A 17450-nucleotide genomic window follows, 5' to 3' on the forward strand; every position below is an offset into this window, starting at 1 on the left:
CATGAACCAAGAAACGACACGTGTGCTAGTCGTTGACGACGATGGTGACATTCGCCAAAACGTTCGCGACATTCTGGAAGACCTGGGCTATGAAGTCGACATCGCACCCGATGGGGCAACGGCACTGAACCTCGCCAAGACCGTCGACTACGACATTGCTCTGTTGGACTACTTAATGCCGGGCATGAACGGCGTCGAGCTTTACCAACAACTACGCCGCTTGCAGCCCGAGTTGGTTGCGATCATGATCACCGCGTTCGCGGGCGACGACGGCGTCGAAGCCGCTTACGACTCGGGCGCTTGGAAGGTATTGCGAAAACCCGTCGACATTCGATCGCTGATCCCGATGATGGACGAAGCTTTGCAAAAGCCGATCGTGTTAGTGGTCGATGACGACGAAGAATTTTGTGACAATTTGTGGCAAACCCTTCGCCATCACGACTATCGCGTCAATCTCGCACGTAGCGAAGATGAAGGAATCCGCAAAGCCCATCAATCGACCTACAGTACGGCGATTGTCGACTTGAAGCTCGGGGGTGGAGATGGCCGTAAGGTGATCGACTTAATCCGTCGTCTGCGGCCGGACGTTAGGGTCGTCGTGGTAACGGGCTATCAACGGTCACCGGAAAATTTGGAAGATGAAGTCGGATCGTTTTGCTTTAAGCCGATCGACATGAAAAAATTACTGAGCTTGATTTCCCCTCCATGATCACTGATATCCTTCTCATTGCTGGTGGTATGGTCGTGCTGATCGGTGGCGGCGAGCTGCTGGTGCGATCGGCGTCCCGATTAGCGGCGGCATTGAGCATTTCACCGCTGGTGATCGGATTGACGGTCGTCGCATTCGGAACGAGTGCCCCGGAACTGGCCGTCTCGGTTCAATCGGCATTGGCCGGCCAGCCCGATTTGGCGATCGGCAACGTCGTCGGTAGCAACATCTTCAATATATTGATGATTCTAGGTCTATCCGCGATGATCGTTCCCTTGGCGGTCGCAAGCTCTCTGATACGTCGCGACCTACCGCTCATGGTCCTCGCTTCGATCGTCTTCGGCGCGATGGCTTACGACGGCCGAATTTCTTTGATCGATGGCGTCCTGTTGTTTACCGGCATCGTCTCTTACACGTGGTGGTGTATCCGCCAAAGTCGCCGCGAGACCGCAGCCATTCAAGACGAGTTCGCTCAGGAATACTCGACCCCCGCAAAGAGCCTCGTCGTCGATGGAATCCTTTTGCTGATCGGGTTAGTTTTGCTTGCGGTCGGGTCACGTCTGTTGATCAACGGCAGTTCCTCGATCGCGCGATCCTTTGGCGTGAGTGAATTGGTAATCGGTTTGACGATCATTGCGGCGGGCACCTCATTGCCTGAAGTGATCACATCGGTGATGGCTGCAATCCGTGGTGAACGCGACATTGCCGTCGGGAACGTCGTCGGCAGCAATCTGTTCAATATCATGTGTGTGATCGGCTTATCGGCGATCGTTTCTCCCAACGGAGTCGGCGTGACGGATTCAGCGATCCGGTTTGATATTCCTGTGATGATCCTCGTGGCATTGGTATGCCTTCCCATCTTTCTCACCGGCCGCCAGGTCTCTCGAGGCGAAGGAGTCCTGTTGTTCGCCGGATACATCGCTTACACGGCCTACTTGATTTTCGAACAAACCGCGTCGAGCTAAGAACGTGTTTTAAAAAGGGGTCTGACCCTTTGGAGGCGAGTCGATTTCATTGGGTTTTTGGCCTCGCCGGAGAGGGTCAGACCCCTTTTTAAAACACGTTCTAAGACAGATTCGCCGTACACACGTAGTTAAACGGCGTGAACCTTAAGTGGCTGGCACGTCGTCACTGATCGGGTTGACAATGGTGATGGCTAGAACAACGGCATCGCTTCACCCTCGTCGTCATTCTCGCCCTCGATCTGCCAAGGGGTCCAAAGGATTGTAGGATCGTTGACCTTTAGATCACTTTTCCGTGGCGGGATTTGGGTGATCTCCAGCTCGAAATTCTCTGATTCGTATTGCCGCGTCAAGTCGTTAATCTCTGCTTCGAGCCGCGCGTTCAAGTCATCCATGTCCACACGAAGTTGCTCTAACGCTTGTTCGGCTCGCTTGACATCCCCGCGTTGTTGGGCCGCACGGGTCGCCCCACGGGCGGCAGTCGACATTTTCGAAACGTTCGTGCGGCTGGCCACTTTCCGGCCCATGAAGGCGCCTATCAAAGACGAACCGAAGTCCATCAACGACGTCATTTTTGCGGAGTCGTATTCCTCGGATTCCTTTGCGACACGTTCTTCAGCGGTACGAATCTTCTGTTCGAGAGACTTCATTAACTTGAGATACTTCAGACGCAGTTTTTCGATCTCGGTATCACGATGCTCTCGGGCGGCTTGTTGAAAATGCAACCTCGCTTCGACTTCGTTGAGTCCGGCAGGTGCAAACTTTTTCAACACCGGACTTTGGAAAAGATCCATTTGATGGTGTCGATAAAGAAATTCCTTGAACTGCTTTTGAATCGCTTTGACGTTCGCAACGCCACGTAGTTCGTCTGGCAGGTCGGTGAACTCAAAGGTGTCGTCGGGTTGATCGGTCCAATCTGTGTCTGGATCGATCTCAACACTCGATTCCCATAAGTCCTTGGGAACGCCGTTGCCGCATTTGAGAAGGTGTTTGACATCGACCCAGCTATCGACGCCGGCACTGCTTCGGACAAAATGCAGAGTCCCCTCACCGAGCATGGCGGGCCGGTAAATCCGCCGGCCTTGGCCACGAACGTATCGACTCGGCGACACGAAAGCTTCGGCGACACCCTGAGGAAGGATCGGCCGCGTCGGCGTGGCGGCGGCTTTGCCGACAGATTCCTTTTGGTTGTCGCGGTCGGCCGCCAGAGCCGCTTTGCGATCGGACATCAAGTCCGCGATTTGGTCACGGGCGAGCGGTCCGGCCAAAAACGACATCGCCCAGCGAGTTTGAAAAACGCTCGGTCCGTCGTCATGAACGTTGTTCATCAAGAACACGCGGCTACCCAGTGAAGCGAGCATCCGCTCCATCTCGCCCCGGTCGAACGGCTTACCCGATTGGACGGAGGCTCCCTCGAGCCCTTCAAGAACCCGGGCTTTGTCCCGCTCGGTTTGCAAGCGGCCCAAGAACCACGTGCCGATGTTCGACAAACCTTTGTAGTCCAAGTCGACCGGGTTTTGCGTTGCCAATGTCACCCCGAGCCCGAACGCGCGGGCTTGCTTGAGCAGCGTTAGCATCGGTGGCTTTGAAGGCGGGTTGGCTACCGGCGGGAAGTAACCGGCGACTTCGTCCATGTAAAGCAACGCACGCAACGAACTGGTGCCCGATTGCGTGCGCATCCACGCGAGGACTTCGTTGAGCAAGATCGTGACGAAAAACATCCGTTCGGAATCACTCAGGTGGGCGATCGAGATGATCGACAACCGTGGCTTCCCTTCAGGTGTGTGCAACAGTTTCTTGATCGATAACGACTCGCCTTCAAGCCAAGTCGAAAATGCCGGCGAAGCGAGCAAGTTATTCAGCGTCATGGCCAGCTTGCCACGATCAGCCGAAGACATGAACGAGTCAAGGTCGAGCACGCCGACGCGGGTGATCGGCGGCGATGTGATCAAACCAATTAAGTCGCCCACCGAAACGTTGCGCCCGCCCCGCCAACAGTGGTCTAAAATCGAACTAATCAGAATGTGTTCACGGGAAAGCAGTGGGTCGGCTTCCATCCCCAAAAGCGTCAACAATCCCGACGCCGCCCCGGTCACCCGCTCGCGCATCGCGTCGGCATCATTGATCAGTTCAGCGGGCGGGGCATCGAAACTCTTGAGCACCGTCAACGGCAGCCCGGTGTTGCTGCCAGGTGTGTAAATGACGACATCGGCGGCGTCTTTGAATCGTTGAACCCGCTCGGGCGTTTGCCCCCACGACGCCAAGCCTTCTTTCCATTTTTTGGCCGTCGACTCGGCAAATTGGTCCAAGTCCATGCCTTTGCGGGACGCCTCGCCGGCTTCCAGCCACGGTTTGAAGTCCTCCGCCTGCAGGTTGGGAAACGCCAGCATCAGGTTCGTCAGATCGCCTTTCGGATCGATGCAGATCGCCGGAATCCCGTCGATCGCGGCTTCCTCGAGCAGCGACAGGCACAACCCCGTCTTGCCGCTGCCGGTCATCCCGACGCACATCGCGTGCGTGCATAAATCCTTGGCGTCGTACATCAACAAGTCGTCGAGCAACTTGCCTTCGGCGAGGTCGTAGTGACGGCCCAAATAAAACGACGCGAGCTTTTCGAAAACGTCAGGTGAAGGTGCGGTCATGGCGGTGTGGCGAATACAGGGAATAAAGCGAAGAGAATCGAATCGGAAGCGACAGAAATTTCAATCGGCGGGTCCGCTTCAAAGCATCGGTCCAGTAACATACAACGTTTGGGGAAACAGTTGGACACCGCCCCGTTTTTAGCCCAGTATTCCGAAACCCATTTTCCTTCACGCCGCCACGTTCATGCTCGAACTTCACGACAAAATCCAAGCCGCCTGTGCGTTCATTCGCCAACATTCTGACATCAAGCCGCAGGCTGGCATCATCCTCGGCACCGGCCTGGGGGGACTCGTCGGCGACATCGATGTCGACGCCACGCTCGCGTACGGCGACATTCCCGGCTTCCTCACCTCCACCGCGACCGGGCACGCCGGACGGTTGGTGATCGGCAAAATCGGCGGCGTCCCCGTGATGGCGATGGAAGGCCGTTTTCACTTTTACGAAGGCTACGACCTCAAAGACATCACATTGCCGGTACGCGTTTTCAAGGAACTCGGCGCGGAACTGCTGATCGTCTCGAACGCCTGCGGTGGCTTGAACCCCTACTTCCAAAACGGGGACATCATGGTCATCGAAGATCAAATCAACTTGATGGGTGGCAACCCCTTGATCGGGATCAATGACGATCGGTTGGGCCCACGGTTTCCCGACATGTGCGAGCCGTACGACCAACAATGGATCGATCGTACAATCGCCGTCGCCCGTCGCGCCGGCATTCATCCCCACAAAGGCGTGTTCGTGGCGGTCGCCGGACCGTGCCTGGAAACGCGAGCCGAATACCGATTCCTCCGCCAAGCAGGAGCGGATGTGGTCGGAATGAGTACCGTGCCCGAAACAATCGTGGCGATTCACTGTGGCCTGAAGGTCGTCGGACTGAGTGTGATCACCGACATGTGTTTACCCGACGCGTTGAAGCCCGCCAACGTGGCCGAAATCATCGCGACGGCCAACGAAGCCGAACCAAAACTCCGCGCGATCGTCCGGGGTATCGTCGGCGAATTAGGAACAACGCGAATCGCTTAGAGACTAGATGGATCGCGTCGGTACGTGGATCACTGCCGGGTCTCCGCCGAAGCGGCTCCGACCCAGCCTACTTTTCAATCTTCAATCTTCAATCTTCAATCTTCAACATGCGTGTTCTCTCGGGTATCCAGCCGACCGGTCGACCTCACTGGGGCAACTATTTCGGCGCGATCCGGCAATACATTGATCTGCAAGAAAACAACGACGGGTTTTATTTCATCGCCGACCTGCATGCGTTGACGACGGTTCGACACCCCGACCAGTTACGCCAAAACGTGATTGATACCGCATTGGACATGCTGGCACTCGGCCTTGATCCGAACAAAGCGACTTTGTTCGTCCAGTCTCAGATTCCCGAGGTCACTGAACTGACGTGGCTGCTCATGACGGGCACACCGATGGGACTGCTCGAACGTTGTCATGCGTACAAAGACAAAAAGGAAAAAGGCTTGTCCGCCGACGCGGGCTTGTTCACCTATCCGGTGCTGATGGCGGCGGACATCTTGGCATACGATTCACAAATCGTTCCCGTCGGTGCCGATCAAATCCAGCACATCGAAGTCTGTCGAGATCTTGTGGGTAGTTTTCACCACACGTTCGGTGAGACGTTCGTTCTGCCCAAGGCCAAGACGCTCGACGTCGGTGCGAAAGTGCCCGGCACGGACGGACAAAAAATGAGCAAGAGCTACGACAACACACTACCATTGTTCGGCGACGTCAAGAAAATCCGCAAGCAAATCATGCGGATCGTTACCGACTCGCGACCGATGGAAGACCCCAAAGAGCCCGAAGGGGACCATCTCTTTGAACTCTATCAATTGTTCGCCACGCCGGCCGAAGTCGAAGCGATGGCAGCGAAGTACCGGGCCGGCGGTTTCGGCTACGGCGAGATCAAGAAAGCGGTCGCCGAAGTCAGCGAAACCCACTTTGAAACGGCGCGAACCCGCCGGGACGAATTGGAAAAAGACCTCGACTCGGTCCGCGATATCCTCGATGCCGGTGCCAAACGGGCTCGAGAGGTGGCGGCGGCCGTCGTCGATCGGGCTCGTACCGCGTGCGGATTACGGTAACATCATGGCGATCGTGGCAGTCGGCACCGAGATCGTCCAATGTGCCCGAATCGGACAAATGATCCAACAACACGGCGAACAATTCCTCGAACGCGTCTACACCGCCGCCGAGATCGACCACTGCGCCCAACTCCCCGACGCGACAGGACACTTCGCCCGCCGCTGGGCCGCCAAGCAAGCCGTCTTCAAAGCCTTACGATGTCAACGGCGTGGGGTCAGTTGGACGGACATCGAAATCCAAACCCGCCCCGGTGAACGCCCCACCATTTCACTCGGCGGAGTCGCCAGCGAACTCGCCGACGACGCCGGCGTCGACACCATTCACCTAAGCCTAGGCGGATGCCGAACCCAAGCCATCGCCTACGTCATCTTGTGGCAGGATTGACGATTGACGATTGAAGATTGAAGATTGAAGATTGAAGAGTAGGCTGGGTCGCAGTCGCTTCGACGGAGACCCGGCTGCCAATCGCTAACTGCCAATCACTAACCGCTAACTGCCACCAACATCACAATCACTCGGGCTGCGATTGCTTCGCTGCGGCCGACTGCGTCGACGCCTTCGCCGGTTTTGGCTTTTAATCCAACGCACTGGATCGGGCATTCGATCATGTTGGCGATTTGTTCTCGCATCGAATCGATGTGAGGTGCCATCTTGGGACGCTCGGCCAAGATGACCGCGTCGACATTGTTAATCGAGTAACCGGATCGCTTCACCTTTTCCATCGCGGCGAGCACAAAGTCTCGGCTATCTCGATCGCGGTTTCGTTCGTCATCGTTGGGGAACAATCTCCCGATGTCACCTTGAGCAATCGCGCCGAGCAACGCATCGGTCAGCGCGTGCAAAACCACGTCGGCGTCACTATGACCGATCGCGTGAACGCCGCCTGCAGACGCATCCCCGATATAGATCCCGCCGATCCGAAGCGGGCCACCCGGGCCGAGTCGATGCGAATCGTAACCGAGCCCGACGCGAAACGGAGGCGCAGGAAACGGAGGCGAAGGCGAGCTCATTGGGGCGGCTTGAACTTCGGGGCGGACGGCTCAGGTGTTTCGTCAACCTCGTCGTGATAGGTTGTCTTGGTCGGCGATTTGTCTTCAATCGTCATCGCGCGACTGGCCTCCGCTTGAGCTTCACGAAATTGCTGTTGGACGTCGTGCAAACTACGTCGCAACTGCGCGTAGGTTGAACCGAACTTCCGCGCAACGTCGGGAAGATTACCGCCGAACAAGACCACCGCAATGATGCCGATGACCGACAACTCAAAAGGACTCAGACCAAACATCTCAGACCTTTTCGGACTTGCTGGCCGCATCGTCGTTGTCGTCGACGCTCTCGGCCATACCGCGTTTAAACTCATTGGCACTGCGGCCAAGGTTTCGCATCAAGCTTGGCAGCTTAGCACCACCGAAAAGCACCAACGCGATCAACAGAACGATCATCATTTCCGGAGCGCCAGGGAAACCGAAACCGAGCAACATAAGGGAAGCGAAAGTCATGGCAAACATCACGAAATCTCACTAAATGGAGGGAGGGGGGGGGGGAGGGACCGAAAAACAACCGACGAATCAAATCATGGGTCGCATCCGCGATAGCGTTAAGACGTCGGTTTCACCAAGAGTGATCGGTGAAACAGCGTCCAGGCGGATGATTTCGGCGAAAGCGGGTAGATCGAAGGCGAACAGCCGACATCTCCAGAACCGAAGCACTAGTATCCTAGTGATCGGATCGGAAAAGTCAAGTACTGGACTGGTCGCGGCCGTGGTGGCGACTTTCAGTCGCCAAGTCCTGAAACAGCGACTGAAAGCCGTCGCCACATGCAAACCCCAGGGCAACTGGCACCCAAAGCGTTCACCGTTTCACTTGGAAACACCTGTCACCTGGAAACAAACGTTTTCGGCGGCGGCGCCACCGCGTCCGTCGCGGACGATCGCAAACAGCCGGTAATTACCCGGCTGCGCAGGCGTCCGCAGGGTGACTTCATCGCCATCTTGTCCGATGATGCATTCTTCAAAAATGGGCGGGACGGGTTCCCGATCGCCACCCACGCTTGCGGCAGTGGATTCCGCTTGCACGATCCACTGCCAAGTCATCGAGTCCTCGTTCGGGTCGACGGCAGGAAGCTTTGCTTTGACCAACACCCCCGGGGCAACGGTTGCGTTGACGAATTCACACTGGATCGGATCGACGCGTGGGCATCGATTGGTCGGCCACTTACCCGTCCAGGCTCGGCTGATCGCGTCCACTTGCGGAAGTTTTTCGCCGGTCGGCAAGAACATGCCGTACCACGTCGACGTCTTCTCTTGTTTTTGCCCCCAAACAAAACAATAGCTTCCCAAACAGATCGCCTTGGCGTCTTCGATCAACATCGTTTGCGTGACGTAGTAACTCGCCGCCTTTTCACGACTCTTCGGTTCGATCGCCGCGCCCCATGACGTGGTGGGAACTTCCCAGTGTCCCGATGGGCCGAACTCAGTCAGCACGAACGGTTTCTTCCAACCGGCGGCTTGTATCTCACTGGCGACGCTCGACGCGGCCGCATACGAATTGACCCCCAATATATCGACATTGGAATAGTCTTCTAATATGCCTTTGACCTTCACCGGGGACGAGCCGGCAATCACCGTCATGATCGGATGAGACTGGTCCTCTTCTCGGATGATCGAGGCGAGTTGATCGAGCTCCTTCCATATGTGGGGCGTCGGCTCGTTCGAGTCCGGGCCTTCCATCTCATTACCCAACCCCCACATCAACACGGCTGGATGGTCTTTGTATTTGCGAACCGCTTGTCGAACCGCCTCGCGCTGCTGGTCGAGTTGAACCGGATCGCGATAGTTAAAACCATGACGCTCGTGTCCGATCCATAGTCCCACGCACACCGTGATGCCGAGTGCCTCGCAGCGGTCGAGCAACGCTACCCCATCGACTTGTTGCTCGAGCGACTCGATTCCCCAGGTCCGGATCGAATTGCCGCCATGTTCGACCAGAACATCAAGATGCTCGCTTCCTCCGGCTCCGTAGATGAAATACGGTTTGCCATCTCGCATCAACGTGTAGTGGCCGTCGTCGTTGAGCACGATCGTTGTCTCTACTGCGGACGTCGCCGCCGTTGTTTTCACAGCCACAGTCTGGTCCGCACGAGTGCAGGTGAGCGTCATACTTTCGAAAGAGACCATCAAGATGCCGACCAGCACCTTTGTTCGAATCGGAAGGCGGTGCAACACTTGATCAACCTGAGGGGGAAAGTTGAAAGAAAAGGAGGAACGGTTTCCACTCTTGATATTTTGTGCATAAAATTGCATTAATGCAATCGGCAAACATCGCAAACGAGCAAGAAACTTCTCCATGGCAAAATCCGTTAACCAACAAGTCATTGCTGACCGGTTGAACCTCTCCCGCGCGACGGTTTCGCGTTGCTTCACAAACCATCCCGGCATCAATCCGGAAACCCGCGGGAAGGTGTTCAAGCTTGCAGCCGCGCTCGGATACAACCACCTAGAACAACGCCAAGGCAAACCACGCCGGTCACCGAAAAACCCTCGCTTCTTGGTTCTGATTTGTACACGCTTGGAAGAGTATCTCGACCAACAGTACGAAAGCCCTGGAGAGCGATTGTTGGCCGGCGTCAGCGATTTTGCTCAGCGTCGCAATCGCGAACTAGAGATTCATTATGTATCGCCCGGCGACAGTGAAATCGACGATCCTTCGTACGCCGCGATCAGCTCGTTACAAAAGAACGCGTCGGCCGGAGCGTTGTTGATTTATCCGTTCCCGCAATCGATCGTCGATGAATTGGGCACGCGGATGCCGGTGGTCTCGCTCGTTGAACAGTATAGCGGAATTCCCGTCAATTGCGTCGATGTGGATCATCACCGCGGAATCGCGGCGATCGTACGACAGCTTGCGTCACTGGGGCACTACCGAATCGGCTTCCTGACGCAGCGCTACGAAGTCGACGCGAACTGGGCCCTTCGGCGGCACTCCGCCTACGTCGAGGAAATGCTGAGACTGGGCTTGGCCCTCGACCCGGCGAACGAACTGAACGTGCGAACCGGAGAACAAATGTCGCTCGAACAGCTTCATCAAGCCGCCCTCCAGCGGACTCGCTACGGCGTCACCGCGTGGGTCTGCGCCGCCGATCACGAAGCCTACGGCTTGATCAAGTTCTTCAAGAAAAACGGGGTGCGTGTTCCCCGGGACGTTTCCGTCACCGGATTTGACGGCATCGAACCTCCCAAGCGACTCCCCACGCTCACCACGGCTCAAATCCCCTACTACGAAATCGGCCAGATCGGTGCCCAGCGATTGCAAGACCTTGTGAACAAACGCTTCGGCTCGGCACAACACATCATGCTCGACTGCTTGGTCCGCGAAGGCAAGTCGACGGGTCCACCACCGAAATGATGCGTCAGTCGTTATCAATGATCGCCGCGCATTTTTTTGTGCATAAAATTGCAATCGCTATCGAAGGCTGGTATCTTGTCACACAGATCCTTCGGATTACTCGACCGCCGCCGGGGCGGGCCGAGGTAACTTTTTGCTGCTCACGAAACGAAAGTCCCCCATGAACTCCAAGTCTCGAATCGTCCGATGTTTGTTGTTGACCCTCGCCATGACTCTCCTGTTCAGAGGCACTGGTCAAGCGGAGGAGGCGGTGCCGGTCTCGTTCCCGCAGGAAACCTCGGGAGAACTGACCACCGCCGCGTGGGAATCGTTCAACGCCAAGAACTACGACAAAGCGATCGCCTACGCGAAAGAGTGCATCAAGCGGCACGGCCAAGAAGCGATCGAAATGCAAAAATCGCTCACCGAACCGGTACCGTCTTCGGACCAAGAAGCGGTGCATAGCAAGTGGGCACTCAACGATGTCGGGACCTGCTACTTCATCATCGGCCAAGCACTTGAAAAGCAGTCCAAACCCGCCGACGCCATCAAGGCCTACAAGAAACTGGTTGATACGGTTGCCTTCGCCCAGTGCTGGGACCCGCAAGGCTGGTTCTGGAAACCGGCCGACGCCGCGAAAAAGCAAATCAAGTCGATCGAGTTTGCACTGATCGACCAAGCCGAGTAGTGGCACGATTAAACCCATTCGAAGACGTCGGAGAAGCCGCATTTTGGTAAAATTCGATGCCATGACTTCTATCCTTTCTCCTCTGCATCGGCTGAACCTTGTCCTGTCGCTGCTGCTCGTGTTGCTGCTCGTGTTGTCGGGCGGCTGCGGCGGAACGAACGCCCCCGTCACTACGCCGACTGACGAAGTGATCGCGGAGACCGCCCGAACGCCCCCCCTTTCAGATGATCGGCACGAGCGTTTTCATCGCGTAGTGGCGTTGGTGGATGAGGGCCGTTTTGCGGAGGTTGAGGTGGTCCTGCGCCCGCTCTTGCTCAAGAACCCCGACGATTACGAAGCGGTTTTTCATCTCGCAAACGCCTCGGCAGCCATGGGTGATCTCGAGCGTGCGATTGCCTTGCTTGCAGAGATACCTCCGGAACACCCCGAGGCCGGCTTGCCTTCGCTAGGCGTTTCGGCGGGCTGGTGTTTTGAACTTGCTCGATACGACGAGGCCGAATCTCGGTACTTGAAAATTCTTGAGTTGGATCCCAGCGTTAGTCTCGCTCGGCGACAATTGGCATACCTTTACAACCGCCAAGGGCGTCGCCACGAAGCGGTGCGTTTCATTCGCGAGCTATGTCAACGCGGCGATGTGATGCAAGAAGAACTGCACGCATTGATCGTAGAATCCGATGCGATGTACGATCCTCCCGGCATGCTGCCGCCCGGCAATGGCCGCCCCTACTGGCCGATCGGCGAGCTGAGCCGCGCGAGAAAGTTGTTTACCGATGGCCGGTACTTGGAGGCCGCTGACATGGTTGAGCCTTTCGTCGCGTCGGGCCAAGCATCCCATGGGATGATCGCGTTCCACGGTCGCGCCCTAGTGGAAGCCCAAGTCGACGAGCGATTAAACCTTTGGCTGGCACACTGTTCAGAAGAGCTCAAAGCGTATCCCGATTACTGGGCCGCGATCGGAACCTATCTGTTACGCGAAACGAAGTACGATGCCGCTTTACAGGCGATCGCTGAAGCGATCCGGTTGGACCCGACCGACATGCATTCGGTCCGACGAATGTTTCAATGCTTGCGATCGATCGGACAACCCGATCGCGCCGACGTTTGGATCGAACGATACGCGCTGATGACTCGCATTTTACGGAGCAGCAATGCGATCGCGTCGGCGGACGCTCCATCGGACGAATCATTCGAGCAGCTTGCCAAAGAATTGGACTCGGCAGACCGCCATTTAGAAGCCTTGTTGTGGCGATCCATGTCAGCGTCGCATGCTCGCGACCAAGAACGGCTGGCCGAACTGCAAATGTCTATGCGGCGATTAGTCGTCGAAAACGATGATTTTCCGACCCGAAAAGAGATCTGGTGTGGGATGGACTTCGGGCATACGGAATTGTCTTCATTACCATTGATCGTCACGGGACGCCTCACCCAGCGCGGCCTGGACAAGACCAACGTGGACGTGCCCGTCACCCCGGCCACGTTCCGCGATGTGTCGTCCGATGTCGGTCTTGCCCATTCCTTCATGATTGCAACTGATCCGCCTCGCAAAGCATTCGCGATTTACCAAACCTTTGGAGGCGGCGTTGCCGTCCTCGACTATGACCTTGATGGCGAACCGGATTTCTATTTGGCCCAAGGGGCCGCTGACCCGAAAGGCTTCGTCGCCGTCAAGTCTGACCAACTTTACCGTCATCAACGCGATCAATCGAAAAGAAAACTGAGCGATGTCACCTCGCCTGCTCGCACCACCGAAGCCTCCTATAGCCTCGGCGTTACCGCAGGCGATTGGAACCAAGACGGGTTCGCGGATTTGGCCGTTGCCAATCTTGGCACGAACGTGTTGTTGATCAACCAGGGTGACGGAACCTTCCTCAAGGTGCCACTCGACGAAACCCCAGACCTGACTCGCGTTAGCACGTCGCTGGCGATGGGCGATGTCACCGGTGACGATTTGCCCGACTTATTCGCGTTGAGTTATGCCCGAGATTCAAAAATCACGAAACGCCCTGAATTGGATCGCGAGGGCAATCCGCAGGATGCGATTGCCCCACTGAGTCTGCAAGCCGGGCGAGATCAGATCTACATCAATCACGATGACGGACATTGGCAAACCAAGTGGGTCGGCGATTCGCAGGAGCAGGCATGCACCGGCTTGGGGCTCGTGTTGACAGATATCCTGCCGGACCTTCCTGGCAACGAGATATTCGTCGCCAACGATGTCCGCAACAACCAACTTTGGGTACGCGGCGATCAAGATCAATTGATCGACCAAGCAATCCCGTTCGGTTGCGCTTTCGGCTCGGTCGGTTCGGCGACGGCCGCCATGGGGATCGCCGTAGGCGACTTCGATCACAGTGGAACGCTCGACCTGCACGTCACCAATTTTGCGGACCAACCGGTCAGCCTATACATGGGGGGCACGCGATTTTTTCGTGATCTCAACGTGCAGTTCAACTTGGCCGATGACAGCAAGCCGGTAGTTGGCTTTGGGACCCAGGCGATTGATTACTCCAACGATGGGTGGCCTGACCTTGCCGTTGCCAATGGTCATGTCGAAGATCTCAGACACCGTGGTCAGGAATTCGAGCAGCCGTTTCAACTATTTGCGAATCGCGCCGGCCGCTTTGAGCAGACCCCCATCGAAAACTGCGACTACACCCAAGAACCCCATCTTGGTCGTGCGCTGGCAACACTCGATTTTAATCGCGATGGCAAAAACGATCTGATTGTGACCGATATGCTCGGGCCAACTGCTTTGCTATTGAATGAATCGACAACCTCCCATCACTGGATCGCTTTTCGGTTGGTGGGGACGACATGCGAGCGAGACGCCATTGGCGCCCGTATTATTGTCGAGACCGAACAGCAGGAATGGATTGGCTCGGTGGCATCGGGGGATGGGTTTCTCTGCAAGAACGAATCCTTGGTTCACTTCGGCATTGGCGAAAACCGATCTCTTGCAAAAGTCTCCATTCAATGGCCAGATGGAAGTTCCCAAGATCTCGAGCCGATGACTGTAGACGGGGCTTATCTAGTCGTCCAGGATCAAGAACGACCGTTCGAGCTGAAGCGTTAAGAAGTCACCTAAGCTCAAAAGCTTGTGAGCTGCCTTGGGTCAATAGCCAGCAGTGATTGACATCGAGACCATCAATCAGGTCGACCGAACCGTCGGGCCAAGTCACCTCCAAACGGCAGGCCCCCTGATCGGCCAAACCAAAATGGAGAATCTGTTCGTTACTGCAAAGGTAACCATCGCCAGCCGTGACAAATCCTGTTGCCACCCAATCACCGCATTGAAGCGCAACCCGACTGCCGATCGCATCTCGCGAACAAGACCTCCCGGCAAGCTTTAGTGAGATCCAGTTTCCAGAGTTCTCGGTCTGATTGATGAGCAGGGCAACTGGTTCGGTTTGGTGGGTTGCGACAAAATCGGTACGGCCGTCTCGGTTCGCGTCAATCGTCCAGAGAGCTCGACCAACATGAACCTGGCTTGCATACTCCCCGCCAATGGACTCGGTGATCGAGGAAAAAACGCCGTTCGATTGGCGTTGAAAGACCTGAATCGGCTGCGCATAGGAGCTCGATGCGTCTCCAGGAAAGTCATCGACATGCCCATTAAGGACAATTAGCTCCAAGGTCCCGTCATTATCGAAATCGATTGCTTGAGTTCCAAAACCAACCAGCGGGATGGTGGGCTGGGCAAGCTGCAGCGAATTTGTTTGGTCACGGAAAATCCGCCCCCCCACTTGCTCATGGTAAGTATTTGACTCACCTTGAAAATTGGTGACATAGAGATCTAGATCACCATCACGATCAAGGTCGGCGGCTGCAATTCCCATCGAACCCTGAGCGGGCGCGCGATCATCAGATCCAAGGCCCCTCATGATTCCCGTTTCATCGAGCAGCAATTCTCCATCGCTCGGCTTGCTCCAATAATGATTACTGTTCATGTCATTGGCGACAAAGATCCCGAGTCGAACATTGGCTTCAAAGGAGCCGACTATCAAACCCAACCCCCTCCCGACGATCGAAGGCGCACTGCACTGCGAGGTGCGGTCGACGAACGTGACGCTGCCACCCATAGATGAACCGGTATTGAAAAGGAATCGATCCGCGACACCAGGGAATACCAGCGGCGAACAGGCTCGCGGGATCTTTGTGGTGGGATGAAGGCACCGGCGTGTCACCGGCTCGAGCCCGGCGCCATAATTCAGAATCGTTAAATCAGCTAATCCATCAACATTAATGTCCGCAATCGCACCGCTCGAGGACCATTCCAGCTCGAAGTTGGTAACGCCAAGACTTTCCGTTGCATTCGAAAAGGTACCGTCTCCGTTATTTACCATCAAAGAATTGGGGCCGTAGTTCATCAACAACAAGTCCGCGAAGCCGTCCTCGTTGACATCACCAACAGCAACCCCTTGCCCGAAACCGGCATCCGTAGCATACGACTCAAGGGTAACACTTTGAAAAACACCGTCTTGATTTCGCCAAAGCGAACTGGATTGCGAATCTCTTGTTGGAGGCGTCCCGCCAGCGGCAGCCAAATACAGGTCACTCCATCCGTCGCGATCAAAGTCGATCGTCCCCCCGCCACATCCCAAGGTTTGATAGAACCCAACACCTGGTTTGTGCAACTGGCTTCCCGTCTTCCCGAAGAACACGAGCGCCCTGGCTTCGGCTTCGTTGACAAACGAGATTGGCACTGAAGAACAAGCGGTCGAGACAGCTGCTCCCTTGAAGGCTAAATCAGAACGGTGGTTCTGGCCAATATCGGGCAGAGGAAGGTGAACCAAATTAATCTCTAGCTCGATATGCGAGGCCGTGGTTTGCCATGGCGTGGTTCGACTGAGCGACTTCATGATCGACAGACGTGCCTGGCGAACGTCTTGCAGGTCTTCATCGCTGGACAAAAGAATCGCGATCGACGCCCATGCTTCAGCTTCCCATGGCCGTCCAAGCTCATGAAGCATCTTCGCGATTTTAATAGCCAAACGTGGAGACTTCGTGCCTGACTTGACGAATTCGGCTCGGGTTTGGCTAAACATGGTCAATAGCTTGACACGTTGGTCAATCGCGTCGACTTGCGATGGATCGAGCCCTGAGGCAGGTTGTCCAATTTGCTTCAATGAAGTTAGAAGCCGGAGCCATGGCAACCTCAACTCGGGGCCCCGTAATGTCGCCTCCCAATAGGCCCGCGCAGCATGAGCCGTTAGCCCTTTGCCGGCGAACCAATCCCCCTTTGCCAGCCAAAAAAACGGATGCATTTCTGTTTCTGTCGGTGCTGAACTCACCAACTCAACAAACTCACTGTGCCTGCCCGAATCAACCAAGACGCGGCTCAGCAGTGCGATCGCTGGTGCGTGAGACGGATGAGTTCGCAGGAGCTCGAACAGAAGCTCAGCAGCCGTGTCAAAATCGCCCCGATCAAACCGAACTCGTGCCTCAGCGATGAGTGGTCGCTTATCTTGCGGATGGCGTCTGACCATTTCCGTAAGCGACTCGGCGTTTTCGTCTCGCTGCTCGTTAGCACTCAACTCAAGGAGTAAGTCAAAATCGAAATGCCGACTCCGAATGAGATAACGACCGTGAGGTTGTGCTCGCGTGCGGTCCTCAACCGCCCAGCACATCTGGTAGAGCATCCGACGGAGTCGAGATGCCTCGGGCTGCGCTTCGACGGCACGCTCAAGCAGTTCGATCGAATCAAAAATTCGCCCAGCCTGCAACAGCGACGCGACTGCTAACTTGGCGAGTTCCGGATCGGCATAAGAATCGGCTAGACAGGCGTCTTGCATCAAATCGGCCGCGACGTCCAGGTCGCCGTTGCCGTGAGCGGCCTTGGCGACCATCTGCAACGCGTCTGGATCGTCGTGGTGCTGAAGTAACACCAAATGAGCAAGCGACTGAGCGGACTCCCAATCACCTTTCTCGACTGCTAGAGACAAACGCTCTAGAGAGGGCGTAGGACGCTCCTCCT

Annotated in this window: 14 protein-coding genes; 8 read left to right on the forward strand and 6 right to left on the reverse strand. The window is 56.0% G+C overall.

Going from position 1 to position 17450, the window contains the following annotated elements:
- The first annotated feature begins 1 nt into the window (after position 1).
- Together Pla100_RS07815 and Pla100_RS07820 are read left to right on the forward strand one after the other, a co-directional pair.
- Positions 2-709: a response regulator gene (locus Pla100_RS07815; protein ID WP_146577090.1), complete on the forward strand. Its 708-nt coding sequence runs from the start codon at positions 2-4 to the stop codon at positions 707-709.
- The gene (locus tag Pla100_RS07820) at positions 706-1674 is read left to right on the forward strand and encodes a calcium/sodium antiporter (RefSeq protein ID WP_146577091.1); all 969 of its coding nucleotides are present in this window, start codon (positions 706-708) and stop codon (positions 1672-1674) included. Before Pla100_RS07815 ends, Pla100_RS07820 begins: the two co-directional genes overlap by 4 nt.
- 191 nt (positions 1675-1865) lie before the next feature.
- Here the strand turns inward: Pla100_RS07820 and Pla100_RS07825 are convergent, their stop codons facing one another.
- Positions 1866-4313: an ATP-binding protein gene (locus Pla100_RS07825; protein WP_146577092.1), complete on the reverse strand. Its 2448-nt coding sequence runs from the start codon at positions 4311-4313 to the stop codon at positions 1866-1868.
- A gap of 184 nt (positions 4314-4497) precedes the next feature.
- Here Pla100_RS07825 and Pla100_RS07830 point away from each other — a divergent pair, with 184 nt between their 5' ends.
- The 3 genes from Pla100_RS07830 to acpS all read left to right on the forward strand — a co-directional run bounded on the left by Pla100_RS07830 (position 4498) and on the right by acpS (position 6792).
- Positions 4498-5337, forward strand: a complete 840-nt coding sequence (locus Pla100_RS07830; protein ID WP_146577093.1) for a purine-nucleoside phosphorylase — start codon at positions 4498-4500, stop codon at positions 5335-5337.
- 107 nt (positions 5338-5444) lie between these two features.
- Positions 5445-6407 carry a tryptophan--tRNA ligase gene (gene trpS / locus Pla100_RS07835; protein WP_146577094.1) on the forward strand — a complete coding sequence of 321 codons (963 nt, stop codon included), beginning with the start codon at positions 5445-5447 and terminating at the stop codon, positions 6405-6407.
- A gap of 4 nt (positions 6408-6411) precedes the next feature.
- Entirely contained in the window at positions 6412-6792 is a 381-nt protein-coding gene (gene acpS / locus Pla100_RS07840; protein WP_146577095.1) for a holo-ACP synthase, read from the forward strand.
- 98 nt (positions 6793-6890) lie between these two features.
- Here the strand turns inward: acpS and ispF are convergent, their stop codons facing one another.
- From ispF to Pla100_RS07860, 4 genes are all read right to left on the reverse strand, one after another.
- Positions 6891-7418 carry a 2-C-methyl-D-erythritol 2,4-cyclodiphosphate synthase gene (gene ispF, locus Pla100_RS07845; protein ID WP_146577096.1) on the reverse strand — a complete coding sequence of 176 codons (528 nt, stop codon included), beginning with the start codon at positions 7416-7418 and terminating at the stop codon, positions 6891-6893.
- Positions 7415-7690, reverse strand: a complete 276-nt coding sequence (locus Pla100_RS07850) for a Sec-independent protein translocase subunit TatA/TatB (protein ID WP_146577097.1) — start codon at positions 7688-7690, stop codon at positions 7415-7417. Before Pla100_RS07850 ends, ispF begins: the two co-directional genes overlap by 4 nt.
- 1 nt (position 7691) lies before the next feature.
- A complete protein-coding gene (locus Pla100_RS07855) occupies positions 7692-7904 on the reverse strand; it encodes a Sec-independent protein translocase subunit TatA/TatB (protein WP_231602822.1) in 213 nt (70 codons plus the stop codon).
- A gap of 360 nt (positions 7905-8264) precedes the next feature.
- Positions 8265-9563, reverse strand: a complete 1299-nt coding sequence (locus tag Pla100_RS07860; RefSeq protein WP_146577099.1) for a glycoside hydrolase family 2 TIM barrel-domain containing protein — start codon at positions 9561-9563, stop codon at positions 8265-8267.
- Between the two features lie 187 nt (positions 9564-9750).
- On the opposite strand from Pla100_RS07860, the gene Pla100_RS07865 reads away from it, so the two are divergent.
- The 3 genes from Pla100_RS07865 to Pla100_RS07875 all read left to right on the forward strand — a co-directional run bounded on the left by Pla100_RS07865 (position 9751) and on the right by Pla100_RS07875 (position 14549).
- A complete protein-coding gene (locus Pla100_RS07865; protein ID WP_146577100.1) occupies positions 9751-10809 on the forward strand; it encodes a LacI family DNA-binding transcriptional regulator in 1059 nt (352 codons plus the stop codon).
- Positions 10810-10969: 160 nt separating this feature from the next.
- Positions 10970-11476 carry a tetratricopeptide repeat protein gene (locus Pla100_RS07870; RefSeq protein WP_197167763.1) on the forward strand — a complete coding sequence of 169 codons (507 nt, stop codon included), beginning with the start codon at positions 10970-10972 and terminating at the stop codon, positions 11474-11476.
- 61 nt (positions 11477-11537) lie between these two features.
- Complete coding sequence (locus Pla100_RS07875; protein ID WP_146577101.1) at positions 11538-14549, forward strand: FG-GAP-like repeat-containing protein; 3012 nt, start codon at positions 11538-11540, stop codon at positions 14547-14549.
- A 4-nt stretch (positions 14550-14553) separates the two neighbouring features.
- Here the strand turns inward: Pla100_RS07875 and Pla100_RS07880 are convergent, their stop codons facing one another.
- Positions 14554-17418, reverse strand: coding sequence for an FG-GAP-like repeat-containing protein (locus tag Pla100_RS07880; protein WP_231602823.1), 2865 nt, complete (start codon positions 17416-17418; stop codon positions 14554-14556).
- Between the last annotated feature and the right edge of the window lie 32 nt (positions 17419-17450).

Source organism: Neorhodopirellula pilleata (assembly GCF_007859915.1).
GTDB classification, from domain to species: Bacteria; Planctomycetota; Planctomycetia; order Pirellulales; family Pirellulaceae; genus Rhodopirellula; species Rhodopirellula pilleata.

Coding starts and splice junctions, on each gene's coding strand:
- Pla100_RS07815 (WP_146577090.1), top strand. CDS start 2: ATGAACCAAGAAACGACACGTGTGCTAGTCGTTGACGACGATGGTGAC.
- Pla100_RS07820 (WP_146577091.1), top strand. CDS start 706: ATGATCACTGATATCCTTCTCATTGCTGGTGGTATGGTCGTGCTGATC.
- Pla100_RS07825 (WP_146577092.1), bottom strand. CDS start 4,313: ATGACCGCACCTTCACCTGACGTTTTCGAAAAGCTCGCGTCGTTTTAT.
- Pla100_RS07830 (WP_146577093.1), top strand. CDS start 4,498: ATGCTCGAACTTCACGACAAAATCCAAGCCGCCTGTGCGTTCATTCGC.
- trpS (WP_146577094.1), top strand. CDS start 5,445: ATGCGTGTTCTCTCGGGTATCCAGCCGACCGGTCGACCTCACTGGGGC.
- acpS (WP_146577095.1), top strand. CDS start 6,412: ATGGCGATCGTGGCAGTCGGCACCGAGATCGTCCAATGTGCCCGAATC.
- ispF (WP_146577096.1), bottom strand. CDS start 7,418: ATGAGCTCGCCTTCGCCTCCGTTTCCTGCGCCTCCGTTTCGCGTCGGG.
- Pla100_RS07850 (WP_146577097.1), bottom strand. CDS start 7,690: ATGTTTGGTCTGAGTCCTTTTGAGTTGTCGGTCATCGGCATCATTGCG.
- Pla100_RS07855 (WP_231602822.1), bottom strand. CDS start 7,904: ATGACTTTCGCTTCCCTTATGTTGCTCGGTTTCGGTTTCCCTGGCGCT.
- Pla100_RS07860 (WP_146577099.1), bottom strand. CDS start 9,563: ATGACGCTCACCTGCACTCGTGCGGACCAGACTGTGGCTGTGAAAACA.
- Pla100_RS07865 (WP_146577100.1), top strand. CDS start 9,751: ATGGCAAAATCCGTTAACCAACAAGTCATTGCTGACCGGTTGAACCTC.
- Pla100_RS07870 (WP_197167763.1), top strand. CDS start 10,970: ATGAACTCCAAGTCTCGAATCGTCCGATGTTTGTTGTTGACCCTCGCC.
- Pla100_RS07875 (WP_146577101.1), top strand. CDS start 11,538: ATGACTTCTATCCTTTCTCCTCTGCATCGGCTGAACCTTGTCCTGTCG.